The 26,813-nt window shown below is 53.3% G+C and carries 23 protein-coding genes and 2 other RNA genes; 11 read left to right on the top strand and 14 right to left on the bottom strand.

The window, feature by feature from the left end; all coding sequences use genetic code 11:
• Both KQJ19_RS10990 and KQJ19_RS10985 read left to right on the top strand, forming a co-directional pair.
• A non-coding RNA gene (locus KQJ19_RS10990) (RtT sRNA) lies at window positions 1–75 on the top strand; the annotation flags it as partial.
• Window positions 76–119: 44 nt separating this feature from the next.
• A non-coding RNA gene (locus KQJ19_RS10985) (RtT sRNA) lies at window positions 120–265 on the top strand.
• A gap of 166 nt (window positions 266–431) precedes the next feature.
• Here KQJ19_RS10985 and narI read toward each other — a convergent pair.
• The 5 genes from narI to KQJ19_RS10960 all read right to left on the bottom strand — a co-directional run bounded on the left by narI (window position 432) and on the right by KQJ19_RS10960 (window position 8,881).
• Window positions 432–1,109, bottom strand: coding sequence for a respiratory nitrate reductase subunit gamma (gene narI / locus KQJ19_RS10980; RefSeq protein WP_016153281.1), 678 nt, complete (start codon window positions 1,107–1,109; stop codon window positions 432–434).
• Window positions 1,109–1,819 carry a nitrate reductase molybdenum cofactor assembly chaperone gene (gene narJ / locus KQJ19_RS10975; RefSeq protein WP_016153282.1) on the bottom strand — a complete coding sequence of 237 codons (711 nt, stop codon included), beginning with the start codon at window positions 1,817–1,819 and terminating at the stop codon, window positions 1,109–1,111. The genes narI and narJ overlap by 1 nt, the downstream gene beginning before the upstream one ends.
• Window positions 1,816–3,354, bottom strand: coding sequence for a nitrate reductase subunit beta (gene narH / locus KQJ19_RS10970; protein ID WP_216403654.1), 1,539 nt, complete (start codon window positions 3,352–3,354; stop codon window positions 1,816–1,818). The genes narJ and narH overlap by 4 nt, the downstream gene beginning before the upstream one ends.
• On the bottom strand, window positions 3,351–7,094 hold the full coding sequence (locus KQJ19_RS10965) for a nitrate reductase subunit alpha (RefSeq protein ID WP_047358964.1): 3,744 nt from the start codon (window positions 7,092–7,094) through the stop codon (window positions 3,351–3,353). The genes narH and KQJ19_RS10965 overlap by 4 nt, the downstream gene beginning before the upstream one ends.
• A gap of 395 nt (window positions 7,095–7,489) precedes the next feature.
• A complete protein-coding gene (locus KQJ19_RS10960) occupies window positions 7,490–8,881 on the bottom strand; it encodes a NarK family nitrate/nitrite MFS transporter (RefSeq protein ID WP_216403653.1) in 1,392 nt (463 codons plus the stop codon).
• Window positions 8,882–9,221: 340 nt separating this feature from the next.
• Here KQJ19_RS10960 and narX point away from each other — a divergent pair, with 340 nt between their 5' ends.
• Both narX and narL read left to right on the top strand, forming a co-directional pair.
• Window positions 9,222–11,018, top strand: coding sequence for a nitrate/nitrite two-component system sensor histidine kinase NarX (narX, locus tag KQJ19_RS10955; protein ID WP_016156734.1), 1,797 nt, complete (start codon window positions 9,222–9,224; stop codon window positions 11,016–11,018).
• Window positions 11,011–11,661 carry a two-component system response regulator NarL gene (narL, locus tag KQJ19_RS10950; RefSeq protein WP_003020756.1) on the top strand — a complete coding sequence of 217 codons (651 nt, stop codon included), beginning with the start codon at window positions 11,011–11,013 and terminating at the stop codon, window positions 11,659–11,661. The genes narX and narL overlap by 8 nt, the downstream gene beginning before the upstream one ends.
• 21 nt (window positions 11,662–11,682) lie before the next feature.
• Here the strand turns inward: narL and KQJ19_RS10945 are convergent, their stop codons facing one another.
• Window positions 11,683–13,068, bottom strand: a complete 1,386-nt coding sequence (locus KQJ19_RS10945; RefSeq protein WP_072161095.1) for a YchO/YchP family invasin — start codon at window positions 13,066–13,068, stop codon at window positions 11,683–11,685.
• A 175-nt stretch (window positions 13,069–13,243) separates the two neighbouring features.
• Here KQJ19_RS10945 and KQJ19_RS10940 point away from each other — a divergent pair, with 175 nt between their 5' ends.
• The gene (locus tag KQJ19_RS10940) at window positions 13,244–13,597 is read left to right on the top strand and encodes a DsrE/DsrF/TusD sulfur relay family protein (protein ID WP_016156736.1); all 354 of its coding nucleotides are present in this window, start codon (window positions 13,244–13,246) and stop codon (window positions 13,595–13,597) included.
• 262 nt (window positions 13,598–13,859) lie between these two features.
• The gene (locus KQJ19_RS10935) at window positions 13,860–14,105 is read left to right on the top strand and encodes a DUF1883 domain-containing protein (protein ID WP_003833405.1); all 246 of its coding nucleotides are present in this window, start codon (window positions 13,860–13,862) and stop codon (window positions 14,103–14,105) included.
• Window positions 14,106–14,159: 54 nt separating this feature from the next.
• Here KQJ19_RS10935 and KQJ19_RS10930 read toward each other — a convergent pair whose 3' ends face one another.
• Both KQJ19_RS10930 and chaB read right to left on the bottom strand, forming a co-directional pair.
• Complete coding sequence (locus tag KQJ19_RS10930) at window positions 14,160–14,855, bottom strand: gamma-glutamylcyclotransferase (RefSeq protein ID WP_095715907.1); 696 nt, start codon at window positions 14,853–14,855, stop codon at window positions 14,160–14,162.
• Between the two features lie 196 nt (window positions 14,856–15,051).
• Window positions 15,052–15,282, bottom strand: a complete 231-nt coding sequence (gene chaB / locus KQJ19_RS10925; RefSeq protein WP_103766368.1) for a putative cation transport regulator ChaB — start codon at window positions 15,280–15,282, stop codon at window positions 15,052–15,054.
• 275 nt (window positions 15,283–15,557) lie between these two features.
• On the opposite strand from chaB, the gene chaA reads away from it, so the two are divergent.
• On the top strand, window positions 15,558–16,658 hold the full coding sequence (chaA, locus tag KQJ19_RS10920; protein ID WP_016153289.1) for a sodium-potassium/proton antiporter ChaA: 1,101 nt from the start codon (window positions 15,558–15,560) through the stop codon (window positions 16,656–16,658).
• Window positions 16,659–16,810: 152 nt separating this feature from the next.
• Here the strand turns inward: chaA and kdsA are convergent, their stop codons facing one another.
• The 6 genes from kdsA to hemA are packed head-to-tail and all read right to left on the bottom strand — an operon-like array spanning window position 16,811 to window position 22,115.
• Window positions 16,811–17,665, bottom strand: coding sequence for a 3-deoxy-8-phosphooctulonate synthase (gene kdsA / locus KQJ19_RS10915; protein WP_016156739.1), 855 nt, complete (start codon window positions 17,663–17,665; stop codon window positions 16,811–16,813).
• Between the two features lie 35 nt (window positions 17,666–17,700).
• Window positions 17,701–18,510, bottom strand: a complete 810-nt coding sequence (sirB1, locus tag KQJ19_RS10910) for an invasion regulator SirB1 (RefSeq protein ID WP_181627348.1) — start codon at window positions 18,508–18,510, stop codon at window positions 17,701–17,703.
• A 2-nt stretch (window positions 18,511–18,512) separates the two neighbouring features.
• Window positions 18,513–18,905, bottom strand: a complete 393-nt coding sequence (gene sirB2, locus KQJ19_RS10905) for an invasion regulator SirB2 (RefSeq protein WP_016153291.1) — start codon at window positions 18,903–18,905, stop codon at window positions 18,513–18,515.
• On the bottom strand, window positions 18,902–19,735 hold the full coding sequence (prmC, locus tag KQJ19_RS10900; protein ID WP_016156740.1) for a peptide chain release factor N(5)-glutamine methyltransferase: 834 nt from the start codon (window positions 19,733–19,735) through the stop codon (window positions 18,902–18,904). Before prmC ends, sirB2 begins: the two co-directional genes overlap by 4 nt.
• Window positions 19,735–20,817 carry a peptide chain release factor 1 gene (gene prfA, locus KQJ19_RS10895; protein WP_016153293.1) on the bottom strand — a complete coding sequence of 361 codons (1,083 nt, stop codon included), beginning with the start codon at window positions 20,815–20,817 and terminating at the stop codon, window positions 19,735–19,737. Before prfA ends, prmC begins: the two co-directional genes overlap by 1 nt.
• Window positions 20,818–20,858: 41 nt before the next feature.
• Window positions 20,859–22,115, bottom strand: a complete 1,257-nt coding sequence (hemA, locus tag KQJ19_RS10890) for a glutamyl-tRNA reductase (protein ID WP_016153294.1) — start codon at window positions 22,113–22,115, stop codon at window positions 20,859–20,861.
• A gap of 211 nt (window positions 22,116–22,326) precedes the next feature.
• On the opposite strand from hemA, the gene lolB reads away from it, so the two are divergent.
• From lolB to dauA, 4 genes are all read left to right on the top strand, one after another.
• Window positions 22,327–22,950 (top strand): lipoprotein insertase outer membrane protein LolB, encoded by a 624-nt coding sequence (gene lolB / locus KQJ19_RS10885; protein WP_047358971.1) that lies wholly within the window; start codon window positions 22,327–22,329, stop codon window positions 22,948–22,950.
• Window positions 22,947–23,798 carry a 4-(cytidine 5'-diphospho)-2-C-methyl-D-erythritol kinase gene (gene ispE / locus KQJ19_RS10880; RefSeq protein ID WP_047498056.1) on the top strand — a complete coding sequence of 284 codons (852 nt, stop codon included), beginning with the start codon at window positions 22,947–22,949 and terminating at the stop codon, window positions 23,796–23,798. Before lolB ends, ispE begins: the two co-directional genes overlap by 4 nt.
• A gap of 217 nt (window positions 23,799–24,015) precedes the next feature.
• Window positions 24,016–24,963 carry a ribose-phosphate diphosphokinase gene (gene prs, locus KQJ19_RS10875; RefSeq protein ID WP_001518537.1) on the top strand — a complete coding sequence of 316 codons (948 nt, stop codon included), beginning with the start codon at window positions 24,016–24,018 and terminating at the stop codon, window positions 24,961–24,963.
• Between the two features lie 124 nt (window positions 24,964–25,087).
• Window positions 25,088–26,770, top strand: a complete 1,683-nt coding sequence (gene dauA / locus KQJ19_RS10870; RefSeq protein ID WP_029139565.1) for a C4-dicarboxylic acid transporter DauA — start codon at window positions 25,088–25,090, stop codon at window positions 26,768–26,770.
• The last annotated feature ends 43 nt before the right edge of the window (window positions 26,771–26,813 follow it).

The raw sequence follows: 26,813 nt of genomic DNA, 5'->3' as shown, positions 1-26,813 counted from the left end.
GCGAGAAAGCGTTGCCGCAGGCAACGACCCGAAGGGCGAAGCGCACCGCGCTGAGTAATCCTTCCCCCACCACCATCACCTCATAAAGCACCTGTATCAAATCCATCTGTTATGCTTCATATTCTGCCCAGACGGGAAGGATGAGAAGCTTCGACTCAGGTTCGATTCGAGCGTTAGCGAGAAAGCGTTGGCGAGAAAGCGTTGCCGCAGGCAACGACCCGAAGGGCGAAGCGCACCGCGCTGAGTAATCCTTCCCCCACCACCATCACCTCATAAAGCACCAGCATCCAATCCATCTGTAATGCCCCATACCCGACCCTCGATCAAGCCTCAATTCGGGTCGGCAATTTGCCTGATGCACAATGCTTATCCGGCAATTAGTCGTAAAAAAACCCCGCCGGAGCAGGGTTTTGTCTTACACAGATAACCGATTAATGACGCGCACGAACAATCTGGTATTTGCGCGTCAGATATTCGACCGGAACGCTCCAGATGTGCACCAGACGCGAGAACGGGAACAACAGGAACAGCGTCATACCCAGCACCAGGTGCATACGGAAAATGAACGCAACGCCATCCAGATATTGAGACGCACCTCCCTGGAAGGTCACCACTGTCTGCGCCCAGTTCACCAGCTTCATCATCTCGCTGCCGTCCATATGCTGGGCGGAGAACGGAATGGTCAGCAGGCCCAGCGCACACTGGATCACCAGCAGGGAGAGGATCAGAATGTCCGCTCCGGTAGTGGTCGCCCGCACACGTGGGCTGAACAGGCGGCGTTTCAGCAGCAGGACGCCACCAATCAAACACATCACACCACTGGCACCACCCGCGAACATCGCCATCTTTTGTTTCACTTCAAGCGGCAGCCACGCTTCATACATCCAGTGTGGTGTCAGCATGCCAAGGAAGTGCCCGGCAAAAATCCCCAGGATCCCGATGTGGAACAGGTTTGACGCCAGGTTCATCCCTTTGCGATCCAGCATCTGACTGGAAGCCGCGCGCCAGGTATACTGCCCATAGTCATAACGCAGCCAACTGCCAATCAGAAAGACAGAACCCGCGATGTACGGATAGATGTCAAAGAAGAACGTATTCAGGAAGTGCATTATTGCTGTCCTCCGGTGGTGATATTCAGATACTGCGGCGCAACGGCCCCGGCAAAACGACGCTGGTGAGCGGAAATTTCCGACTCACCACACCCCTGATCGGCGAAGAATTTCACCTGCTCTTCTTCCCAGACCGCATCCAGCGCTTGTGGGGTATCGTCACGCGCTTCATCTGCAATTTTTTCAGCCACTTTATCGCTGTCGATAACGGTATTCGCCAGTTTTAACAGCAGATCGAACAGCACCGCATAACGGCTTTCACGCTGTTGCAAGCGAGCGCTGAGCAGCGCCAGAATCGGCGCGATATCCTGTAACCCCCCTAATGCTTCGCTTTTCGGCAACTGCGCAAGGTATTCCAGATACAGCGGCAGATGATCGGGAAGTTCGCGGCTGTCGAGCTGCAGACCGTGCTGTTCATACTGCGCCATCAGGTCAACCATAGCCTGACCACGATCGCGGGACTCGCCGTGTACATGTTCAAACAGCAGCAACGAGGTGGCGCGGCCACGGTCAAACAGTTCGCTATAGCTTGCCTGCACATCCAGCATGTCCTGCGCGGTGAGATCGCGCAGGAAAATGCCCAGAGTCTGGGCATCCTCTTTATCCAGGTTCTCAGATGACGCGAGTGCATCGAAAAGTTCCTGCTGATGCTGCCACAAGGCAGCATCCGGGTACTCGAGCAGACGCGAAACAATGACAAGTTCAATCATTGGTGCGGCTCCGTTTTACTGGTCACATCGACAGCGTCGATGCGGCGGCTGTTGAACAGATTGAATTTAGTATCAGAACCGTGGCAACCGTCACCGAAGGTAAAGCCACAACCGCTTTTCTCCGGGAACGCGTCACGCGCCAGTTCACGATGGCTGCTCGGTACCACGAAACGATCTTCGTAGTTAGCAATCGCCAGATAACGATACATTTCCTGTGCCTGCGCTTCGCTTAAGCCCACCTCTTCCAGCGCACGGGTATCAACTTTACCGTCAACGGTTTCCGCACGTTTGTAGTGACGCATCGCCAGCATACGTTTCAGCGCCAACAGTACCGGCTGAGTGTCGCCTGCGGTCAGCAGGTTCGCCAGGTACTGAACCGGGATACGCAGACTGTCAACGTCCGGCAGAATACCGTTGCTGCCCAGCTCACCCGCATCGGCGGCAGACTGGATCGGTGACAAAGGCGGCACATACCAGACCATCGGTAGCGTGCGGTATTCCGGATGCAGCGGCAGCGCCAGCTTCCAGTCCATCGCCATTTTGTAAACCGGCGACTGCTGTGCGGCATCAATGACGCTCAGCGGAATACCATCTTTCAGCGCTTGTTCAATAACAGCCTGATCGTTCGGATCGAGAAACACGTCCAGTTGACGCTGGTACAGATCTTTCTCGTGCTCCGTGCTTGCCGCACTTTCGATCGCATCTGCGTCATACAGCAGTACGCCGAGGTAACGAATACGGCCTACGCAGGTTTCGGAGCAAACGGTCGGCTGACCGGCTTCGATACGCGGGTAGCAGAAAATGCACTTCTCAGATTTCCCGCTCTTCCAGTTGAAGTAGATCTTCTTATACGGGCAGCCAGTGATACACATACGCCAGCCGCGGCATTTGTCCTGGTCGATCAGCACGATGCCATCTTCTTCACGCTTGTAGATAGCGCCGCTTGGGCAGGTCGCCACGCACGCCGGGTTAAGGCAATGCTCACACAAACGCGGCAGATACATCATGAAGGTATTTTCGAACTGACCGTACATCGCCTTCTGCATGTTTTCGAAGTTCTGGTCTTTGGCGCGTTTTTCGAACTCGCCCCCCAAAATTTCTTCCCAGTTCGGACCGCTGGTGATTTTATCCATCCGCTGACCGGTGATCAGCGAACGCGGACGGGCAATCGGCTGCGCCTTACTGTCTGCTGGGGCGTTGTGCAACGTTTGGTAGTCAAAATCAAACGGCTCATAGTAATCATCCATGCCCGGCAGATGCGGGTTAGCAAAGATTTTACCCAGCAGCAGTGCTTTGTTACCCATGCGCGGCTGCAGCTTGCCATTGATTTTACGGATCCAACCGCCCTTCCATTTTTCCTGGTTTTCCCAGTCGTTCGGGAAGCCAACGCCAGGCTTACTTTCGACGTTATTGAACCAGGCGTACTCCATACCTTCACGGCTGGTCCAGACGTTTTTGCAGGTCACTGAACAGGTGTGGCAGCCGATGCACTTATCGAGATTCAGCACCATGCCGACTTGTGAACGAATTTTCATTTTACGCTCTCCTGTACCTGGTCATTGCCTTCGCCATCCAACCAGTTAATGTTCTTCATCTTACGTACAACTACGAACTCATCGCGGTTTGAACCGACGGTACCGTAGTAGTTAAAGCCGTATGCCAGTTGCGCATAACCACCGATCATGTGAGTTGGTTTCGGCGTAATACGGGTTACCGAGTTGTGGATCCCGCCGCGCTGCTGGGTGATTTCAGAACCCGGCAGGTTAACGATACGTTCCTGCGCGTGGTACATCATGGTCATCCCAGCCGGCACACGCTGGCTGACAACTGCACGCGCCGTCAGCGCACCGTTGCTGTTGAAGACTTCGATCCAGTCGTTATCTTCGATACCCAGATCCTTCGCATCAACTTCGCTCATCCACACAATCGGACCACCGCGAGACAGCGTCAGCATCAGCAGGTTGTCGCTGTAGGTGGAGTGGATACCCCATTTCTGGTGCGGCGTCAGGAAGTTGAGCGCTTTTTCCGGGTTACCGTTAGATTTCTCGCCGATCACCGCTTTCACCGAACGGGTGTCGATTGGCGGACGATACACCAGCAGGCTCTCACCGAAGTCACGCATCCACTGGTGGTCCTGATACAACTGCTGGCGACCAGACAGCGTACGCCATGGGATCAGCTCATGAACGTTGGTATAACCGGCGTTATAAGACACATGTTCATCTTCCAGACCTGACCAGGTCGGACTGGAGATAATTTTGCGCGGCTGCGCCTGGATGTCGCGGAAACGAATTTTTTCGTCTTCTTTATTCAGCGCCAGATGCGTATGGTCACGACCGGTAAATTCACTCAGCGCCGCCCAGGCTTTAACGGCAACCTGACCGTTAGTTTCCGGAGCCAGCGTCAGGATCATCTCAGCAGCATCAATTGCGGTATCCAGCATCGGTTGCCCTTTCGCCGGACCGTCAGCCTTGGTGTAGTTGAGCTTACGCAGCAGATCCATTTCGCTCTGGGTGTTCCAGGCAATCCCTTTACCGCCGTTACCGATTTTTTCCATCAACGGACCGATGGAGGTGAAACGCTCGTACGTTGCCGGATAATCACGCTCTACGGTCATGATGTGCGGTGCCGTAACACCTGGAATCAGGTCGCATTCCCCTTTTTTCCAGTCCTTCACGTCCAGCGGCTGCGCCAGTTCAGCGGCGGAGTCGTGCTGAATCGGCAGCGTAACGACGTCGGTTTCTTTACCGAGGTGGCCCACACAAACTTCAGAGAATTTCTTGGCGATGGCTTTATAGATTTCCCAGTCGCTCTTCGATTCCCAGGCCGGGTCAACGGCCGCAGACAGAGGATGAATAAACGGATGCATATCCGAGGTATTCATGTCGTCTTTTTCATACCAGGTAGCAGTCGGCAGCACGATATCGGAATACAGACAGGTACTCGACAGGCGGAAGTCCAGCGTAACGACCAGATCCAGTTTGCCGTCCAGTCCGTTATCCTGCCATTCCACTTCTTCTGGCTTCACGCCGCTCTGCTGGCCGAGATCTTTGCCCTGAATACCATGTTCAGTACCCAGCAGATACTTGAGCATGTACTCGTGCCCTTTACCGGAAGAACCGAGCAGGTTTGAACGCCAGATAAACAGGTTACGCGGATGGTTTTTACCGTTTTCCGGCTGCTCTGCCGCAAAGCGAATAGAACCTTCTTTCAGGGATTTAACGGTGTAGTCCACCGGCGTCATACCTGCTTTCTGCGCTTCTTTCGCGATATACAGCGGGTTAGTCCCTAACTGCGGCGCAGACGGTAACCAGCCCATACGTTCAGCGCGAACGTTAAAGTCAATCAAATGACCGCTATAGCGGGATTTGTCTGCCATTGGGGATAGCAGTTCCTGCGCAGTCACCGTCTCATAGCGCCATTGGCTGGAGTGGTTATAGAAGTAGGAGGTACTGTTCATATGACGAGGCGGACGCTGCCAGTCAAGAGCAAACGCCAGCGGCTGCCAGCCGGTTTGCGGACGCAGTTTTTCCTGCCCTACGTAGTGGGCCCAGCCGCCGCCGCTCTGGCCGATACAGCCACAGAACACCAGCATATTGATCAGGCCACGATAGTTCATATCGAGGTGGTACCAGTGGTTCAAACCGGCGCCGACGATAATCATCGAACGACCGTGCGTTTTATCTGCGTTATCCGCAAATTCACGGGCGATGCGCACAATCTGAGAACGTGATACGCCTGTAATTTTTTCTGCCCAAGCTGGCGTGTACGCTTTCACGTCATCGTAGCTGGTCGCGCAGTTTTCATCGTTCAGACCACGTTCCAGGCCGTAGTTGGCCATAGTCAGATCGTAAACGGTGGTCACCAGCGCCGTAGAGCCATCGGCCAGTTGCAGGCGTTTAACGGGCAATTTATGCAGCAGAATGTTTTCCAGTTCGACTTTACTGAAGTGCTCGGTGCCTTCGCCACCAAAGTACGGGAATCCCACTTCAGCGATATCATCCTGGCTACCCAGCAGGCTGAGCTGCAGTTCGGTTTCATCACCGGACGTGCCGTCGCGCTGCTCAAGGTTCCATTTGCCTTTTTCGCCCCAACGGAAACCAATTGAACCGTTTGGCGCAACCATTTCGCCGTTGCTGTTGATAGCGACAGTTTTCCATTCCGGGTTATTTTCCTGGCCCAGAGAGTCAACCAGATCCGCAGCACGCAGCATACGACCAGCAGCATAGTAGCCGTCGCGCTCTTCGAGCATCACCAGCATTGGCATGTCGGTATAACGACGTACGTAGTCGGTGAAATATTGGCTCGGGTTATCGAGGTGGAACTCGCGCAGCATGACATGACCCATCGCCATTGCCATCGCCGCATCGGTTCCCTGCTTCGGAGCCAGCCACAGGTCGCACAGTTTGGCGATTTCTGCGTAGTCCGGGGTAATTGCTACTGTTTTGGTGCCTTTGTAACGAACTTCAGTAAAGAAGTGCGCATCCGGGGTACGGGTCTGCGGTACGTTAGAGCCCCATGCCAGAATGTAGCTGGAGTTATACCAGTCGGCAGATTCCGGTACGTCGGTCTGCTCGCCCCAGGTCTGCGGGGAGGCTGGCGGCAGGTCACAGTACCAGTCATAGAAGCTCAGGCAGGTCCCGCCAATCAGCGACATATAACGTGCGCCGGACGCATAAGAAACCATCGACATCGCCGGGATTGGCGAGAAGCCTGCGACGCGGTCAGGACCATAGGTTTTGATGGTGTAAACGTTAGATGCGGCAATCAGCTCATTCACTTCCTGCCAGGAAGAACGAACGAATCCACCACGACCACGCGCTTGTTTGAAGCTTTTTGCTTTATCGGCGTCTTCAATAATGGATGCCCATGCATCTACCGGATCGCTGTGCAATCTTTTTGCTTCACGCCACATCTTCATCAGACGTTTGCGCATCAGCGGGTATTTCAGACGGTTAGCGCTGTAGAGATACCATGAATAGCTTGCACCACGCGGGCAGCCGCGAGGCTCGTGGTTGGGCATATCTGGACGAGTGCGTGGGTAGTCAGTTTGCTGGGTTTCCCAGGTCACCAGACCATTTTTCACATAGATTTTCCAGCTGCATGAGCCGGTGCAGTTTACACCGTGGGTTGAACGCACGATTTTGTCATGCTGCCAACGCTGGCGGTATCCATCCTCCCAGTCCCTGTTGGTATTGAGAAGCTGGCCGTGCCCATCGGCAAAGGTTTCGCCCTTCTGCTTGAAGTAGCGAAACCGGTCCAGGAATTTACTCATCGGTTTTCTCCTGTAGGAGCCTGACGGCTCTCTGATAAATCGACATTGCTTGATTGAGAGCGAAGGTAACGCTCTGAAAGGGCGTGAGAATTGATAACGATCAAGGCAGGCAGGGATGAAAATTAAGGGTCGATTTTCACATACCCCCTTAGTGGGATATCGACAAATCAATCAACATATTGAATTTTATTGAGTTTTTTAAACCCACTCATCATACAAATGTTAAATTCTTTATAAGTGGGTATTAAGGGGTATCCCCCCTGTTTAGCATATTGCGAGCACCGTTCTAACAGGCTGTTGTCGCGTCACAATATAAAAGTATGTTGTAACTAATAGCGGGCAAAAAAAAGCGCGGTCTAACACCGCGCAATGGATAATCAACAGTTACTACTTTTTTATTTTTTAGAATGACGTCCGTACACCGCCCAGGTGATAACCACACAGGCGACATAGAAGATCAGGAATACTTTCATCGCATCGATCGGGGAGCCAGTTAATGCCAGGGACGTACCGAATGCTTTCGGGATAAAGAAGCCGCCGATCGCACCAATAGCTGAAATAAAGCCCAGCGCTGCCGCGGTGTCGGTCGCTGCTTCGCGCATCGCTTTCTCTTCTGAACCGCCTTCAGCTTTCACTCTGTCCATCGTCAGCTTGCGAAAGATAACAGAGATCATCTGGAAGGTTGAACCACTCCCCAGACCAGCCGTCAGGAACAGCGCCAGGAACACCGCAAAGAAGGCGATAAAGTTGCCACCGACACCGTTTGATGGCAGCGTCAGGAACAGTAAGGCACTGAAAATAGCCATCAGCACGAAGTTCACCAGCGTTACGCGGGTCCCCCCCAGTCGGTCAGAGATTGCGCCGCCTGCTGAACGAGCCAGAGCGCCAATCAACGGTCCAAAGAAGGCGTAATGCAGGATCTGTACCTCAGGAAACTGCGTTTTTGACAGCATCGCGAAACCGGCAGAGAAACCGATAAATGAACCGAAGGTTGCCAGATACAGCAGGCTCATAATCCACAGGTGCCCGCGTTTCAGCACCGGCAATTGCTCTTTCAGCGAAGCTTTTGAGGTTGCCAGTTCATTCATACCAAACCATGCGGCCAGCGTTAAAACAGCCAGGAACGGGACCCAAATCCATGCAGCGTTTGCCAGATACAGCTGCGTACCATCCGGTTGTTCAACACCCTGACTGCCAAATGCGGCAAAGATTGACAGTGAAACCACCAGCGGAGCGACCAACTGCATCACGCTGACGCCCATGTTACCCAGACCACCGTTCAGACCCAGCGCGCCGCCCTGCTTCTGTTTTGGAAAGAAGAAGCTGATGTTTGCCATACTGGAGGCAAAGTTCGCACCGGCAAAACCGCACAACAGCGAGATAATGATAAAGGTACTAAATGGTGTGGAGGTATCCTGCACCGCAAAACCTAACCATACGCAAGGAATGATCAGGATACCGGTGCTGAACGCCGTCCAGCGACGTCCACCAAACAGGGGGACCATAAAGGAGTACGGTACACGCAGCAGCGCACCGGACACCGAAGGTAATGCCGTCAGCATGAACAGTTGTTCAGTGGTGAAATCAAATCCGACTTTCGGTAAGTTCACCGCCACGGCGCTAAATAACATCCACACGCAAAACGCCAGCAGCAAGCAAGGGACGGAAATCCACAGGTTACGGCTAGCGATTCGATGACCACGCTGCTGCCAGAAGGCGGGATCTTCCGGCCGCCATTCGGTAATTACAGCTCCAGATGCCCTTTCCGGGGCAGATGAGTGACTCATAGACACCTCTGATACTTGTTTCGATGCCTGCCACATTAGGGTTTACAGCTGGAGGTAAGTTGATATAAATCAAAGGAAAAGGTGTCATTATTGATGCCTGAAATTTATCATCATCCTAAATGAGTACATAACTTCGGTAAAAAAGATGTGGTTTTTCACGCTTCTGTCGTCCCCTACTCCCCCTCGTTTAGGATCTCTCCCTCTGGCGGCAATTAAGGGGTAGCCCGTTTGAGGTATGGGTATACTCCAGTGTATCGCCGAGAATAACGCCACTGCCTGCAGCAGAATCGTCATTCAATAAGGTTTTCGGTTTTACGAAAACCCGAAGGAACAAGTCACCATGTTTAAACGTTGTCTTTCCCCGCTTACGCTGGTCAACCAGGTGGCGCTGATTGTTTTATTGTCTACTGCCATCGGCGTGGCGGGTATGGCAGTCTCTGGCTGGCTGGTTCAGGGCGTTCAGGGTAGCGCGCATGCAATCAACAAAGCGGGATCGCTACGCATGCAAAGCTATCGCCTGCTGGCAGCCATACCGCTGGACGCCAACGATCAACCACTACTGGATGAAATGGAGCAAACGGCGTTTAGCCCGGAATTGACGCGTGCCGCGCAGCGTGACGGACAACAGGCGCAATTAAAAGCCTTACAGGATTACTGGCACACCAAACTGGCACCGGGGCTTGCGCATGCGCAAACGCCTGATGCGGTAGCGCAGGATGTCAGGCGCTTTGTGGGCGGACTGGATAAGCTGGTCACCGCCTTTGACCATACCACCGAATTACGCATTGAACGCGTCGTTCTGCTGCATCGCCTGATGGCCGTATTTATGGCGTTGCTGCTGGTCTTCACCATTATCTGGCTGCGCGTGCGCCTGTTACAGCCGTGGAAACAACTGCTGGCGATGGCGCGAGCCGTCAGTCAACGTGATTTTACCCAACGCGCACATATCAGTGGGCGTAATGAGATGGCAGCGCTGGGCTCGGCGCTGAATAATATGTCGGAAGAACTGGCCGAAAGTTACGCGGTGCTGGAACAGCGGGTACAGGAGAAAACGGCGGGTCTGGAGCACAAAAATCAGATCCTCTCTTTCCTGTGGCAAGCCAACCGCCGTCTGCACTCTCAGGTGCCGTTGTGCGAACGCCTCTCTCCGGTACTGAACGGTCTGCAAAATTTGACCCTGCTGCATGATATTGAACTGCGGGTCTATGACCTGGAAGATGAAGATAATCATCAGGAATTTACCTGCCAGTCCAATGTCAGCTGTGATGAGAAAGGCTGCCATTTGTGTCCGCGCGGTACGCTACCCGCCATTGACGGCGGTATCACACTGAAATGGCGGCTAACCGACGCCCATACCCAGTATGGTATCCTGCTCGCGACTTTGCCGTACGGACGCCATCTCAGCCACGATCAGCAGCAACTGGTTGATACCCTGGTTGAGCAACTGACCGCAACGCTTGCACTCGACAGGCATCAGGAGCGTCAGCAGCAGTTGATCGTGATGGAAGAGCGTGCCACCATTGCGCGCGAACTTCATGATTCTATTGCACAATCGCTCTCCTGTATGAAGATGCAGGTGAGCTGTTTGCAGATGCAGGGCGATGCGCTTTCAGATAACTGCCGCGAGCTGCTCAGTCAGATTCGTAACGAGTTGAACGCCTCCTGGGCGCAACTGCGCGAGCTGTTAACGACATTCCGTTTACAGCTGACGGAACCTGGATTAAGACCGGCGCTGGAAGCCAGCTGTCAGGAATACAGCGCGCGTTTTGGTTTTACGGTTAAGCTGGATTATCAGTTGCCACCGCGTCTGGTCCCTTCGCATCAGGCGATTCACCTGCTACAAATTGCGCGCGAAGCCCTGAGCAACGCCCTCAAACACTCTCAGGCCGATGAAGTAGTCGTGACGGTGGTGCAAAATGGTAAGCAGGTCAAACTTACAGTGCAAGATAACGGCTGCGGCGTACCGGAAAACGCCGAACGCAGTAACCACTACGGCATGATAATCATGCGCGACCGTGCGCAAAGCTTGCGCGGCGATTGCCGTGTACGCCGTCGCGAGACAGGCGGTACTGAAGTTGCTGTCACTTTTATTCCCGAAACAAACTTCACAGAAGTCCAAGGAGATACCCATGAGTAATCTGGAACCGGCAACCATCCTGTTGATCGACGATCATCCGATGCTGCGAACCGGTGTAAAACAGCTTGTCAGCATGGCGCCCGATATCACCGTTGTCGGCGAAGCCAGCAATGGTGAGCAGGGTATCGAGCTGGCAGAATCCCTTGATCCCGATCTGATCCTTCTTGATCTCAACATGCCCGGCATGAACGGTCTGGAAACACTCGATAAGCTGCGTGAGAAATCACTGTCAGGCCGTATCGTTGTGTTTAGCGTATCCAATCATGAAGAAGACGTGGTTACTGCACTGAAGCGCGGTGCCGACGGTTATCTGCTGAAAGATATGGAGCCGGAAGATTTGCTGAAAGCATTGCAGCAAGCGGCTGCCGGTGAAATGGTGCTGAGCGAAGCCTTAACGCCGGTTCTGGCCGCCAGCCTACGCGCCAATCGCGCAACGTCCGACCGTGATGTTACCCAACTGACGCCGCGCGAACGCGATATTCTTAAGCTCATCGCCCAGGGCCTGCCTAACAAGATGATCGCCCGCCGCCTGGACATCACCGAAAGCACGGTAAAAGTTCACGTGAAGCATATGCTGAAGAAAATGAAGCTCAAATCACGTGTTGAAGCCGCGGTATGGGTGCACCAGGAACGTATTTTCTGATAACGCGCGCATGCGTCATTGTTAACGAGGATCATTTTCCGAAACGGTAGTAAACGGTTCGGTCAGTGATAGCGTGATCTCATTGGAAGAGACACGCTGGCCCTGCTCATCTTCTACCACCACAGACAACCGCCAGCGGTTCGTCGCACCTTCTCTGCTGTCCCACTTCGGCATAATAATCGTCCAGCCCTGCGCGCTTCGGTTATTGCTGCCAGCCGTTAAGCTCAACGCCTGAGTATCGCCCTGCCACGTCAGGTGGCGGATCCCATGCAAACTACGCACCTGCAGCTTCAGCGCCACCGTCTCTCCCGGTTTGAGATCCCAGGGCGGCGTGGCCAAAAATACCGACAGCGTTTTACGCTGACGATACTCCAGCGTCGGCAAATTGTTACGCTGCGGATCATCATAACGACTGCCGCGCAGTGAACGGCTGTTCGCCACCTCACTGACCATCAACTGTTTTTTTAACGGCACGCCAAAACGGTAACTAAGGGTTAAGCCGAGGTTATTCTGGCTAATGCCGCTTTCCCCCTGCTTATGCTGCGCTGTCACCGTGATTAGCGGCACCGGTGTATAGCTCAGCCCGAGGTTCACCGCCACCGGATTGTGATACCCGGTTCCCGAATGAAATAGATCCACCCGGTCGCCAAAATACTGTTCCACGCTGACGCTGGTATTGAGGTGTTGATAGAACGGCATCCGCATTTGCGCGGTCAGATCGTAGCCGCGGGCCATCCGTTGTTGCTGGGTTGCAAAACGATCCTGCCAGGAAGACAACGGTTGATAATAGTTAGCGGATAAGCGCAAATATTCGCCCCACGCCTCTGCGCCGAGGCCTCCGCGGGGCAGATTTTCATCCAGTAAGTTGTCATAAAAGGTGTTGTAACCCAGTAACCAACCGTCGCGTACCCAACGTTGCCCAATCCCCGCATTACTGACTAAGCCGTCGTCCTGTTGCGTCACTCCTAGCTGGCTCCAGGTAAGATAACGTTGATTGTCCTGCCACGGCACAAACCAGCTTCCCCGACTCCCGGTAAAACTGCCTTCGTTATCCACCTGCAACCCGATGCTGGCGTTTCCCCAGGGAGAAAGCCAGGATTCCAGTTGCTGATTCACCTGTTCGCTGACCGTATCTCGCACCTGGCCAAACGCGAACTGCTTCGCCTGTTCACCGGTATCAAGCCCGTTATCAGTCATGCTGGCTTCACCAAACGCTTTGACCATTTCGGCAAAATGCTTTTCGCCTGCCCGCGACTCCGGGGCCATGCCAAGATCGGGCAAGCCATCACTATTGTTATCGAAAGGGTTTTCAGCCTGGTGCACAAAGGACGACTGCGCGTTAGCAGTACCGCCTGCCAGCGGCAAGAGTGCGAATATAGCAAGAGAAGAACAGATAATACGGCTCAAATCGTTAGTGGTTTCTTACATCAATTAGCCACAGTGGCATACTTATCTTAAACCATAACGTGTTCAGCGTTGATTTTCAGCCCCTCCCCCTTTTTTCGGCATTATCCTGGCATTGAGAAATAGGTGTAACATACGTGTCGGTTATTAACGCTTACATGCAGTAACAGGAGTAAAAATGCAAAAGATAGTGATCGTCGCGAACGGAGCGGCTTATGGAAGCGAATCGTTATTTAACAGCCTGCGTCTGGCTATCGCCCTGCGCGAACAGGAAGCCGGTCTCGACCTGCGTCTGTTTTTAATGTCTGATGCCGTAACCGCAGGATTACGTGGTCAGAAACCCGCGGAGGGCTACAATATTCAGCAAATGCTGGAGATCCTGACAGCGCAAAATGTTCCGGTAAAACTGTGCAAAACCTGCACCGATGGTCGTGGGATCACGGCGCTGCCGTTAATTGATGGGGTGGCCGTCGGCACGCTGGTAGAACTGGCTCAATGGACGCTGGCTGCAGATAAAGTGTTGACCTTCTGATATACCGTTTTCAGGCAAGCGCACTGAAAGTGTCGATAATTTCCGGATTTAATATTTGATGGGCGCGGTTTCGTTGAACGTTAGCACGCCCGTTCAACCCTTTTTAGGTGTTTTGTCACTTTTGTTTAATCGTTATGCCATTTTTTGATCAAAATCAGCATCCTGTTGCTCCCCCTTTGGTGTTATGCAATGAGTGAAATGTGAACAACATCACGCAGCACTTTCGAGAGAAAGTACGTTGTTTTCAAGAACGGGGTGAAAAATGGCATTAGTGAAGGCAAGTTTAAAGTTATTTGGTGGCGATACGGTGGTTGTGCGCTGTTCCGAGCGCTGTCACATCCACCTGATGAGCGAAAAAAATCACGTCAAAGACACGCAGTCCGACATCTTAAGCGTGCAGGATCGTGATAACGCATGGTTGACCGTGCCCTATACCGGCGTCTGGAACGTGCTGATCGACAGCCACAGTCAGTCGCTTGAGCATTCAATAAGTTATATTGCAGCCTAAGCGTGACATGCCCGAAAAGCGCCTTGCTTTCGGGCATACAATTCCACGCCGGGTTCAGGCAAACCCTGGCCGCATAACGCCTTCCGGCAGGTTCTCTCCCAACAATCGTTTGACCGTGATCACCAGATCATTAAGACAATCATCCTGCATCCCTAGCTTGACCAGCTCTTGTTCCAGCGAGAACAGATACTGGGCATTAGTGCCTAAAGGTCCGCTGGCCGCGGCAATAAGCGGCGCGATCACCTGCGCGCGCGTGTCTGACTCAAACAACGGATGGCGCGGATCCATAATAAACACCAGCGCGTTCACCGTACGGCCGTCATCAAGCGCCAGCTGGCACCAGGTCGGCAGATAGCATCCGGTGATCATTTCTCGCTTCCACAACAGAGAAAGCTCTTGTTCCAGCGTCGCGTCCGGCAAGCGGTAGGCCACACCGGTGGTACGTCCGCCCTCTTTCAGGGCCAGCATGCGTCCCGGCTGACACGCCGTTCCTCGCCCCGCCGTCAGGCGCAGACAAAATGCACGGTGCCAGCCGACTAATGTGCCGGTACAGGACTCTTCAAACTCTAAGGCCGGGTTCCACATCAACGATCCATAACCGAAGATCCACACCGGTCCATCATCTGGTCGACAAGCGAGCGTGGCGGCCAGTGAGGCTGCACGTTGTTCCGCTGACCAGAGTAGTGATTCTTCAATAGCACCAAATGCCGTCTTACAGTCGGCATTCAATAAAAAATCACGCGTTAACACCTTACACCTCCGCCACTGCTGCTTCCCTGCGACAACTTTTTTGACGCCTTCCGGGCTTTTTTACTGCTCATTTTGAAACCAATAGCTGGACAATAGGCAATTCACCGCTCGCTTGCAAGCCAGTAACCGCGCGGCGTAGCACGATTCGCTAACGCCTGATGCAAGCGAGTTTATAAAGGCATTATAATTGATACTGTTACGTCTTTTTATGCCATTTACCATCATCACCTTTTTGGTAATCATTTTTAACCGCGGCCCACGCCACCTTATGTGCCGTCTCTTCTCGGGTGGCATCGTCACGTCGGTCAGATTTGTCTTTATACTGTTCCCAGGCGCTGTTGAAAGCTTCTTTATAAATGTCCTGAGCATGGGCTGGCAGAACGTGCCGCACGCTGTCAGGCAGATCGCTTTTAGATTTATAAGGCATTGTGAACTCCTCTTTTTAGGCTAAACCTTAAGTGTGGTTAACAATGCGGCGAGACGCCAATAATGGACATTTTTAAAAATTTTCTTTACCTAACCTTCTGTTAATTAAACAGTCTATAAACAAGAAATTAGTTTTTGGCCGTTTTGAGAGGGAAAACAGGTGATGTAGTAAAATTTCGTAAAATGTCACCTACAAAACCACGTTTTCTGTTATTTTTTACATTCTTTAATACTTTTTATAATTATAAATACCTGCAGAGATGGAGAATTAATGCAATGACACAAGCACATGAGGCGGTAAAAACCCGCCACAAGGAGACCTCTCTCGTCTTCCCGATTTTGGCGCTGGTAGTACTGTTCTTCTGGGGGAGCAGTCAGTCACTACCAGTGGTCATCGGTATTAATGCGCTGGCCCTTATTGGTATATTAAGCAGCGCATTCAGCGTTGTCCGTCATGCGGACGTATTAGCGCATCGACTTGGCGAACCCTACGGGTCGCTGATCCTCAGTTTGTCCGTTGTTATTCTTGAAGTCAGCTTAATCTCCGCATTAATGGCAACCGGCGATGCCGCACCTACGCTCATGCGCGATACGCTGTATTCAATCATTATGATCGTAACCGGGGGTCTGGTCGGTTTTTCATTACTGTTAGGTGGCCGTAAATTTGCCACTCAGTATATGAACCTATTTGGTATTAAGCAGTATTTAATCGCCCTGTTCCCACTGGCCATTATTGTACTGGTATTCCCGATGGCGTTGCCGGGGGCAAATTTCACTACCGCGCAGGCGCTGTTGGTGGCGTTAATTTCTGCGGCGATGTACGGCGTATTTTTGCTGATTCAAACTAAAACGCACCAAAGTCTGTTCATTTACGAGCATGAAGACGAGGGTGACGACGATGACCCGCATCACGGTAAGCCGTCTGCGCACAGCAATCTGTGGCACGCCGCCTGGCTTATCATTCATCTGATCGCTGTTATCGCCGTGACCAAGATGAACGCCAGCCCGCTTGAGACCTTGCTGACTGAACTGAATGCGCCAGTCGCATTTACGGGTTTCCTGGTCGCGTTACTGATCCTCTCGCCTGAAGGACTGGGCGCACTGAAAGCGGTTCTGAGCAATCAGGTACAGCGGGCAATGAATTTATTCTTCGGTTCGGTGTTAGCCACAATTTCGCTGACCGTACCGGTGGTGACGCTGATTGCATGGGCAACCGGGAATGATTTGATGTTTGCGCTGGGGGCGCCAGAGATGATTGTGATGGTTTCATCACTGGTTCTGTGTCAGATCTCTTTCTCCACCGGACGCACCAATGTGCTTAACGGTGCAGCGCATCTGGCACTGTTTATCGCCTATCTGATGACAATATTTGCCTGATTATTATTTTAGACGTACCGCACGGTCCTCTTGAGGGCCGTTTTCTTTTCTGCCGATATAACACAATCGATGGCGCGTCTGGTGCCTGACGGCGACCTTTATACCCTTTTCAAATAGCAGGCCGGAGGGAAATTCCGGCCTGTCACACTCTCTTAGTTCTCGGTATCCAGCTCGTCGAAGCTTTTCACCAGGTCATCAATCGCTTTAATCTGCGTCAGGAACTGTTCCAGCTTCGCCAGCGGCAGCGCGGATGGGCCATCGCATTTCGCATTGGCTGGATCCGGATGCGCTTCAATAAACAGACCTGCCAGACCAACCGCCATACCGGCACGCGCCAGTTCGGTAACCTGCGCCCGACGACCACCGCTTGCTGCGCCAAACGGATCGCGGCACTGCAGCGCATGGGTAACGTCGAAAATCACCGGTGAGTTGCCGGAGACTTTCTTCATCACGCTGAAGCCCAGCATGTCCACAACCAGGTTGTCATAACCAAAGTTCGCACCACGGTCGCACAGAATAACCTTATCGTTGCCACCTTCATGGAATTTATCCACGATGTTGCCCATCTGAGCCGGGCTGATGAACTGCGGTTTCTTCACGTTGATAACGGCACCGGTTTTCGCCATCGCTTCCACCAGATCGGTCTGACGAGCGAGGAATGCCGGAAGCTGAATCACATCCACCACATCAGCAACAGGCTGTGCCTGGCTGGCTTCGTGAACGTCGGTGATCACTTTTACGCCAAAAGTCTGTTTCAGTTCCTGGAAGATTTTCATCCCTTCTTCAAGGCCCGGTCCACGGTAAGAGTGGATGGAAGAACGGTTGGCTTTATCAAAGGAGGCTTTAAACACGTAAGGGATACCCAGCTTTTGAGTAACGGTTACGTAGTGCTCACAAATGCGCATCGCCAGATCGCGGGATTCCAGCACGTTCATTCCGCCAAACAGCACGAACGGCAGGTCATTTGCCACGTTGATGTCGCCAATGCTAACCACTTTTTGTTTCATAGGATCGCCTTAAACGGTAGGTAAAGTGTGATTAATCAATGCAATACAATTTGTTTGTGCGAAATAGTATTAATTTGCGCACGAATCATTTCGCTGATCGGGTCTTCCGGACACTGTTCAACGAAATAACTTAAATCTGTCAGCGCAACATGTTCGCACTCGAGTTGCGCGTATATTAAACCACGATCGCGAATTTCATACGGATCTTCAGGATTAAACTGCAATAGTGCTTCACTGGCACGCAGCGCCAGCTCCATTTGCCGCTCTTCCATCAGTGATGATTTCAGCGTGTCGAGCAGTTTGCGGATCACTTCCGCGTTATCCGCCTCATCCAGGTCTTCGTTAAACAGCTCCGCGACCGGGCTGATGTTCCCCTTCAACCACACTTCCAGCGTGTGCTCATTTAACGTTTCGCCATTGAATGGATTGATTAGCCACATTTCACCATCGAGCGACTCAATACGAAGGATCAGTTGCGTCGGGAAAATCACCGGTACCAGCGGCAGTTCCAGTCTGTTGGCAATCCACAATAAGATCGCCCCCAGAGACACGGCGCTGCCCTGCCGATTTTTCAGTACCTGGTCAAGCCAGAGTGCATCAGAAAGACGATAGACGCCGTGGGTATCCGTAAATCCCCATTCGCCGTAAAAAAGTGCCAGCAGTTTTTCCAGTTGCTCATCCTGAGACAGGAGCTGGCTAATTTCTTCTTGCGCCAGACTGACCAGACGTTCCAGTTCGTCGTAGACAGATTGTGTTGGAAAATCCAGACGGATAGACTCCGACGCCAGGATCATCCCATCACACAATGGCGCTTTATTAAATTCGAAATCAGCTAACGACCTCATGCTTACCCCAGTAACGGTATTTTTGTGGTGGCGAGTTTAATGATGATGTACAGCACCACCAGCGCCAGCGGAAATGCGACTAATCGCGCCTGCTGACTGCGCGCCCGACGATAATCGAGCGCAATAAAACCCAAAACGATGTAAATGATAACCCCAAACAGCTTTTCAGTCAGCCATGTCCCGTGCTCAGTGAATGGCAGGATGTGCGCTTTAACCATTAGCGCCACGCCGCTGAGTAATAAAACGGTATCCACAACCGGTGGCACAATTCGCGTCCAGCGTGCGCAGGCAAGACGCGAGTCGGTGTAACGCCACCAAAAACGCAGCGTCAGCAAGCCAACGGAAAGCGCAATACTGATGAGATGAATGTTGAGTAACACACTGAAGGTACTCATGATGGGATGCGTCCAAGCGTAATTCGCTCGTTGCCGCCATAATCACGGCAGGTTTCAACCGCCTGGTAACCCGCACGAGTAAAGACGTCCCGGACGGCCTGCCCCTGCTGCCAGCCATGTTCCAGCAACAGATAGCCGCCAGGCGTTAACACGCGCTGAGACTGGTCAATAATATGCACGATATCCGCCAGTCCCCGATCGCCCGCCACCAGTGCCGACAGAGGTTCAAAGCGTACATCGCCTTGCGCCAGATGCGGATCCTGTTCGTCGATATACGGCGGATTGCTGACAATCATATCAAACTGCTGTCCCTGCAAAGCGCTGAACCAGTTGCTTTGCAGCACGCAAACATTGTCGATGCCCAGATGCTGTTTGTTGCGAGTGGCCAGCGCAACAGCATCCGGCATGCGGTCAACCGCCGTTACTGCGCAATCCGGACGCTCGGTTGCCAGTGCCAGCGCAATGGCGCCCGTGCCGGTTCCCAAATCGAGAATGCGGCACGCTGAGGCCGGCAAGCGAGCCAGCGCCTGTTCCACCAGACACTCAGTATCCGGACGAGGGATAAGCGTAGCCGGAGACACAAACAGCGGCAACGACCAGAACTCCCGCACGCCGGTTAAATGCGCCACCGGCTCACCCCGCTGACGGCGCTCCAGTAATGTGTCGAGCTGTTGACGCTGCGCCTCGGTTAATACCGTTTCACCGAAAGCCAAAATAAAGGTGCGTCCCTTACCGGTAACAAACTCGAGCAAAATCTCGGCGTCACGGCGCGGGCTTTCACTTGCCTGTAATTGGCTTATCGCTTCACGCAGCCAGTGCTGATAATCCATTAATCCTGCTCGGACAACGCCGCCAGTTGGTCGGCCTGGTATTCCTGGACAATTGGCTCAATGAGCATATCCAGTTTGCCTTCCATCGCTTCATCCAGACGGTAGAGCGTCAGGTTAATGCGGTGATCGGTCACGCGACCCTGCGGGAAATTATAGGTACGGTTGCGATCGCTGCGATCGCCACTGCCCAACAGATTGCGACGCTCAGAGGCTTCTGCCTGTTGACGTCTTGCCACTTCGGCGGCACGAATTCGCGCCCCCAGCACCGACATCGCTTTCGCTTTGTTTTTATGCTGCGAACGTTCGTCCTGGCATTCCACTACGATACCGGTCGGCAAGTGGGTAATACGGATTGCGGAGTCGGTGGTGTTAACGTGCTGCCCCCCTGCGCCTGATGAGCGGAAGGTATCAATACGCAGATCGGCCGGGTTGATGTCCGGCAGTTCGGCATCCGGCAGTTCCGGCATGACCGCGACCGTACAGGCAGAAGTGTGAATACGGCCCTGTGACTCCGTCGCAGGTACGCGCTGCACACGATGCCCACCGGACTCAAATTTCAGTCGACCGTACACGCCTTCACCGCTAATTTTCGCAATGACTTCTTTAAACCCGCCATGTTCGCCTTCGCTGGCGCTCATGATCTCTACCCGCCAGCGACGCGATTCAGCGTAACGGCTGTACATGCGGAACAGATCGCCGGCAAACAGCGCGGCCTCATCACCACCGGTTCCCGCACGCACTTCGAGGAAGGCGTTACGTTCGTCATCAGGATCTTTAGGCAACAGCAGAACCTGCAGATGTTGCTCCAGCTGCTCGCATTTATCTTTTGCTTCACGCAGTTCATCCTGCGCCATTTCACGCATTTCAGGATCGTCGAGCATCATCTGAGCCGTCTCGATATCTTCCTGAACCTGTTGCCAGTCCGTAAAACAGCGAGATACATCGCTTAATTGCGCATATTCGCGCGACAGTGCACGAAAGCGTTCCTGGTCTGCGATAGTACCCGCATCCCCGAGCAGCGCCTGAACTTCTTCATGGCGTTCATGCAGGGCTTCCAGTTTGGCAACGATAGAAGGCTTCATAGGCGTAAATGCACCCTGTAAAAAATAAGATTGGTGTGCTGCTACTCCAGCCCGAGGCTGTCGCGCAGAATATTCAGGCGCTCACTATCCCCGTCACGGGCGGCCTGTTGAAGTGATTTGGTTGGTGCATGGATCAAGCGGTTGGTCAGTTTCCAGGCCAGATCCTGCATAATGGCTTGCGCATCACCACCCTGTTGAAGAGCGGCCAACGCTTTGGCAGTCAGTTCATCACGGATCTGTTCTGACTGACTGCGATACTCGCGGATAGTTTCACTTGCGCCCTGAGCGCGTAGCCAGGCCATAAATTCGCTGGTTTCCTGCGCCACAATGGTTTCGGCTTCCACGGCCGCCGCTTTGCGCTGGGCCAGGTTATGCGAAATGATGCTTTGCAGGTCGTCAACGCTGTAAAGATAGGCGTTGGACAACTTACCCACTTCCGGCTCGACATCGCGCGGTACGGCGATATCCACCAGCAGCATAGGTTGATTACGGCGATTTTTAAGCGCGCGCTCCACCATTCCTTTGCCGATAATCGGCAGCGGGCTGGCGGTAGAACTGATAATAATATCGGCATCCTGTAAACGCGCGTCGATATCACTCAGCGAAATCACTTCGGCGCCGACTTCATCCGCCAGCACTTGCGCCCGCTCGCGGGTACGGTTGGCGATGATCATCTTCTTCACTTGATGCTCACGCAGGTGTCGCGCCACCAGCTCAATGGTTTCGCCTGCGCCCACTAACAGCACGGTCACCGTGGAGAGCGATTCAAATATTTGCCGCGCCAGCGTACAGGCGGCAAAAGCTACGGACACGGCGCTGGCACCGATGTCTGTTTCTGTTCGTACACGTTTAGCGACAGAGAATGATTTCTGGAACATGCGTTCCAGCGCACTGGCGTTCAGGTGACCTTTTTGCGAATCCGCAAAAGCTTTTTTCACCTGCCCCAGAATCTGCGGTTCACCAAGCACCAGCGAATCCAGACCGCTGGCAACACGCATCAAATGACTGACGGCGTCGTTGTCCTGGTGCCAGTACAGGCTATTGCGCAAGTCTTCTTCATTAAGATTATGGTAATCGCACAGCCAGCGAACCAGCGCTTCTTGCAGGTTATCCTGCTCTTCAACGCTGAGATACAGTTCCGTACGGTTACACGTCGACAGCACCACCCCGCCCTGCACCATTGGCTGCGCAAGCAGGCTGTCCAGCGCCTGATCGAGCGTATCCGGCGAAAACGTTACGCGTTCTCGCAGCGATACAGGTGCCGTTTTATGGTTAATACCAAGCGCTAAAAGGGTCATGTGTGCGGGAATAGTACCAGCGTTGATAAGGTTAGACTGGGTGCATCATACAGGATGCGTGCGGTCAATAAAAGAGACTGCCCCCTTTTGGAGTAATAGCTTAGTGCACAAATTTGAGCGATTTAAGATAACTTGAACGTAGACGATGTATGATGGCGGCGCTAGCATTAAGAGTTATAACTGCAACGTATCTCAAGGATTTGTCATCATTATGACCCTGCCTGATTTTCGCCTGATTCGCCTGCTGCCGTTGGCGGCCCTGGCTCTTACCGCCTGTACGCTCAACGCGCCAAAAGGTCCCGGCAAAAGCCCTGACTCTCCACAGTGGCGCCAGCACCAGCAGGAAGTACGCGCCCTGAACCAATATCAGACGCGCGGTGCGTTTGCGTATATTTCCGATCAACAGAAAGTCTATGCCCGCTTTTTCTGGCAACAAACCGGACAGGATCGCTACCGTCTCCTGCTGACCAATCCCCTGGGCAGCACTGAACTGGAACTCAATGCCCAGCCGGGCAACGTCGAACTTGTCGATAACAAAGGCAAGCACTACACCGCTGACGACGCCGAAGAGATGATTGGTAAACTGACCGGCATGCCTATTCCATTGAATAGCCTGCGCCAGTGGATCCTTGGCCTGCCGGGAGACGCCAGCGATTACAAACTCGACGATCAGTATCGTCTGAGTGAAGTGAACTACAGCAAAGACGGTAAAAACTGGAAAGTGGTCTATAGCGCCTACGACAGCAAAATTAAGCCCGCGATGCCGGCAAACATGGAACTGTCCGACGGCGATCAGCGTATTAAGCTGAAAATGGATAACTGGATTGTGAAATGATGACCCACTGGCCCTCTCCGGCAAAACTGAATCTGTTTTTATACATCACCGGGCAGCGTGCGGACGGTTATCACACTTTGCAAACGCTATTCCAGTTTCTTGATTATGGCGACACGTTAGGTATTGCGCTGCGTGGCGACGGCGAAATCCGCCTGTTAACGCCGGTGGAAGGCGTTGCACATGAAGACAATCTCATTGTCCGTGCGGCGCGCTTGCTGATGAAGGCGGCGTCTGAAAGCGATCGCCTTCCCAAAGGGAGCGGCGCCGACATCAGTATCGAAAAACGCCTGCCGATGGGCGGCGGTCTTGGCGGAGGTTCGTCGAATGCGGCTACCGTCCTGGTGGCGCTGAATCACCTTTGGCAGTGCGGACTTTCGGTTGATGAACTGGCAGGACTCGGCTTAACGCTGGGGGCGGACGTTCCCGTATTCGTGCGCGGCCATGCGGCCTTTGCTGAAGGCGTAGGTGAAATTCTGACGCCGGTCGAGCCAGAGGAAAAATGGTATCTGGTCGCCCACCCGGGAGTCAGTATTCCGACGCCGGTGATTTTTAAAGATCCCGACCTCCCGCGCAACACGCCAAAAAGGTCAATAAAAACGTTACTAAAATGTGAATTCAGCAATGATTGCGAGGTTATCGCAAGAAAACGTTTTCGCGAGGTTGATGCGGCGCTTTCCTGGCTGTTAGAATACGCGCCGTCGCGCCTGACTGGTACAGGGGCTTGTGTCTTTGCTGAATTTGACACTGAGTCTCGTGCTCGCCAGGTGCTTGAGCAAGCCCCGGAATGGCTCAAAGGCTTTGTGGCGAAAGGTGTCAACCTCTCCCCATTGCACAGAGCGTTACTCTAAATCATTCGGGTTTCAGGAAGATGGCGAAATATGCCAGCACACATGAAACGTGAAAGATGACGAGTAAGCCGGGCAAGCTGAGTTGCGGTGACAACGTCACCCTGTTCCAGACGTTGCATCGCGCTCTTTAATACACCGCATGGAGAGGATACTGCCTGGCCCGCACAGTTTTCGGCAGATTCTTTCCACCAATGGACGCATGCCTGAGGTTCTTCTCGTGCCTGATATGAAGCTTTTTGCTGGTAACGCCACCCCGGAACTAGCACAACGTATTGCCAACCGCCTGTACACTTCACTCGGCGACGCCGCTGTAGGTCGCTTTAGCGACGGCGAAGTCAGCGTACAAATTAATGAAAATGTACGCGGTGGTGATATTTTCATCATCCAGTCCACTTGTGCCCCTACTAACGACAACCTGATGGAATTGGTCGTTATGGTTGATGCGCTGCGCCGTGCTTCCGCAGGCCGTATCACCGCCGTTATTCCTTACTTCGGCTATGCACGTCAGGATCGTCGCGTACGTTCCGCTCGTGTACCGATTACTGCTAAAGTCGTCGCTGATTTCCTGTCCAGCGTTGGCGTTGACCGCGTCCTCACCGTTGACCTGCATGCTGAACAGATCCAGGGCTTCTTTGACGTACCGGTTGATAACGTATTCGGTAGCCCGATCCTGTTAGAAGACATGCTGCAGCTGAATCTGGACAACCCGATTGTGGTTTCTCCGGACATCGGTGGCGTCGTGCGTGCCCGCGCTATCGCTAAACTGCTGAACGATACCGACATGGCTATCATCGACAAACGACGCCCGCGCGCGAACGTTTCTCAGGTGATGCATATTATTGGTGACGTTGCAGGTCGTGACTGCGTGCTGGTTGATGATATGATCGATACCGGCGGTACGCTGTGTAAAGCAGCAGAAGCACTGAAAGAACGTGGTGCAAAACGCGTATTTGCTTACGCTACCCACCCGATCTTCTCAGGTAATGCGGCAAACAACCTGCGCAATTCAGTGATTGATGAAGTCGTTGTCTGTGACACTATTCCACTGACTGACGAAATCAAAGCACTGCCAAACGTGCGTACATTGACCCTGTCGGGTATGCTGGCCGAAGCGATTCGTCGTATCAGCAACGAAGAATCCATCTCTGCTATGTTCGAGCATTAATCGAGCCCGGCTCAAAAACCCGCTGCGGCGGGTTTTTTTATCTGCAACATCTATTTGTATGACTTATGCCTCCTTCACCTGCCATTTAGTTGACAGATGATGCGCTCATGGATGAAACATTATTGTGAACAGATTATTTTCCTCACATGTGATGCCTTTCCGCGCCCTCATCGACGCTTGTTGGAAAGAAAAATATACCGCTTCTCGCTTTACCCGCGACCTGATCGCCGGGATAACCGTTGGGATCATTGCCATTCCGCTGGCGATGGCCCTGGCAATAGGCAGTGGCGTGGCGCCGCAGTACGGCTTGTATACCTCAGCCGTGGCTGGGATTGTTATCGCCCTTACCGGGGGTTCACGTTTTAGCGTATCTGGACCAACTGCCGCCTTCGTGGTGATTCTGTATCCGGTGTCGCAACAGTTTGGGCTGGCAGGCCTGCTGGTCGCAACGCTAATGTCCGGGATATTCCTGATCCTTTTCGGCCTCGCCCGTTTTGGTCGCCTGATCGAATATATCCCGGTATCCGTTACGTTAGGTTTTACATCGGGTATTGGTATCACCATCGGTACCATGCAGATTAAAGATTTTCTCGGTCTGCAAATGGCCCATGTCCCGGAGCACTACCTGCAAAAGGTCGGCGCGCTGTTTATGGCCCTGCCAACCCTCAACGTTGGCGATGCCGCAATTGGCGTGGTGACGCTGGGGATCCTGATTTTCTGGCCGCGTCTGGGGATCCGACTGCCGGGCCACCTTCCTGCGCTGCTGGCAGGCTGTGCGGTAATGGGGATTGTGAACCTGACCGGCGGCCATGTCGCCACCATCGGTTCTCAGTTCCACTACATTCTGGCTGATGGCTCGCAGGGTAACGGTATCCCGCAGTTGCTCCCGCAACTGGTATTACCTTGGGACATGCCGGAGTCAAACTTTACCCTGAGCTGGAGTTCGTTACAGGCGCTGTTACCGGCCGCCTTCTCCATGGCGATGCTCGGGGCGATTGAATCTCTACTGTGCGCCGTCGTGCTCGATGGGATGACCGGCACCAAGCATAAAGCCAACAGTGAGCTGATTGGCCAGGGCCTGGGTAACATCGTGGCACCGTTCTTCGGTGGTATCACCGCCACGGCGGCAATTGCCCGTTCTGCGGCAAACGTCCGCGCCGGGGCGACCTCACCAATTTCAGCGGTCATCCACGCGATTCTGGTGATCCTCGCCCTGCTGGTGCTTGCGCCGCTGCTTTCCTGGTTACCGCTTTCCGCCATGGCCGCCCTGCTGCTAATGGTGGCATGGAACATGAGTGAAGCGCATAAAGTGGTGGATCTGCTGCGTCATGCGCCAAAAGACGACATCATTGTCATGCTTATGTGTATGTCGCTGACGGTGCTATTCGACATGGTGATCGCCATCAGCGTCGGTATCGTTCTCGCCTCCCTGCTGTTTATGCGTCGTATCGCGCGCATGACGCGTCTGGCGCCGGTCAACGTAGACGTACCTGACGATGTGCTGGTACTGCGCGTTATTGGCCCACTTTTCTTTGCCGCTGCGGAGGGATTATTTACCGATCTCGAATCGCGTATTGCAGGTAAACGTATTGTGGTCTTGAAGTGGGACGCGGTCCCGGTACTGGATGCCGGTGGTCTGGACGCTTTCCAGCGTTTTGTAAAACGCCTCCCGGAAGGGTGTGAACTGCGGATCAGTAATCTGGAATTCCAGCCATTACGTACCATGGCGCGCGCGGGCATTCAGCCGATTGCCGGACGCCTGACGTTCTTCCCGAATAAAGACGCCGCACTGGCAGATATCAGCTGACGTGTAGCCCAGCCAGGCGAAGCGCCGCCGGACTACAAATGAC

It is taken from the genome of Citrobacter sp. S46_ASV_140, assembly GCF_018919545.1.
In the GTDB taxonomy this organism is placed as follows: Bacteria; Pseudomonadota; Gammaproteobacteria; order Enterobacterales; family Enterobacteriaceae; genus Citrobacter; species Citrobacter braakii.
Note: the sequence above shows the minus strand (reverse complement) of the source record. Positions and strands in the feature narration are given on the sequence as shown.

Bases quoted from the DNA above. Each gene is read 5' to 3' on its own strand.
- sirB1 (WP_181627348.1), bottom strand. From the start codon at position 18,510: ATGAGGTCGTTAGCTGATTTCGAATTTAATAAAGCGCCATTGTGTGAT.
- narH (WP_216403654.1), bottom strand. From the start codon at position 3,354: ATGAAAATTCGTTCACAAGTCGGCATGGTGCTGAATCTCGATAAGTGC.
- prmC (WP_016156740.1), bottom strand. From the start codon at position 19,735: ATGGATTATCAGCACTGGCTGCGTGAAGCGATAAGCCAATTACAGGCA.
- KQJ19_RS10935 (WP_003833405.1), top strand. From the start codon at position 13,860: ATGGCATTAGTGAAGGCAAGTTTAAAGTTATTTGGTGGCGATACGGTG.
- KQJ19_RS10965 (WP_047358964.1), bottom strand. From the start codon at position 7,094: ATGAGTAAATTCCTGGACCGGTTTCGCTACTTCAAGCAGAAGGGCGAA.
- narJ (WP_016153282.1), bottom strand. From the start codon at position 1,819: ATGATTGAACTTGTCATTGTTTCGCGTCTGCTCGAGTACCCGGATGCT.
- narX (WP_016156734.1), top strand. From the start codon at position 9,222: ATGTTTAAACGTTGTCTTTCCCCGCTTACGCTGGTCAACCAGGTGGCG.
- chaB (WP_103766368.1), bottom strand. From the start codon at position 15,282: ATGCCTTATAAATCTAAAAGCGATCTGCCTGACAGCGTGCGGCACGTT.
- KQJ19_RS10940 (WP_016156736.1), top strand. From the start codon at position 13,244: ATGCAAAAGATAGTGATCGTCGCGAACGGAGCGGCTTATGGAAGCGAA.
- ispE (WP_047498056.1), top strand. From the start codon at position 22,947: ATGATGACCCACTGGCCCTCTCCGGCAAAACTGAATCTGTTTTTATAC.
- prfA (WP_016153293.1), bottom strand. From the start codon at position 20,817: ATGAAGCCTTCTATCGTTGCCAAACTGGAAGCCCTGCATGAACGCCAT.
- lolB (WP_047358971.1), top strand. From the start codon at position 22,327: ATGACCCTGCCTGATTTTCGCCTGATTCGCCTGCTGCCGTTGGCGGCC.
- narI (WP_016153281.1), bottom strand. From the start codon at position 1,109: ATGCACTTCCTGAATACGTTCTTCTTTGACATCTATCCGTACATCGCG.
- chaA (WP_016153289.1), top strand. From the start codon at position 15,558: ATGACACAAGCACATGAGGCGGTAAAAACCCGCCACAAGGAGACCTCT.
- sirB2 (WP_016153291.1), bottom strand. From the start codon at position 18,905: ATGAGTACCTTCAGTGTGTTACTCAACATTCATCTCATCAGTATTGCG.
- hemA (WP_016153294.1), bottom strand. From the start codon at position 22,115: ATGACCCTTTTAGCGCTTGGTATTAACCATAAAACGGCACCTGTATCG.
- KQJ19_RS10960 (WP_216403653.1), bottom strand. From the start codon at position 8,881: ATGAGTCACTCATCTGCCCCGGAAAGGGCATCTGGAGCTGTAATTACC.
- narL (WP_003020756.1), top strand. From the start codon at position 11,011: ATGAGTAATCTGGAACCGGCAACCATCCTGTTGATCGACGATCATCCG.
- kdsA (WP_016156739.1), bottom strand. From the start codon at position 17,665: ATGAAACAAAAAGTGGTTAGCATTGGCGACATCAACGTGGCAAATGAC.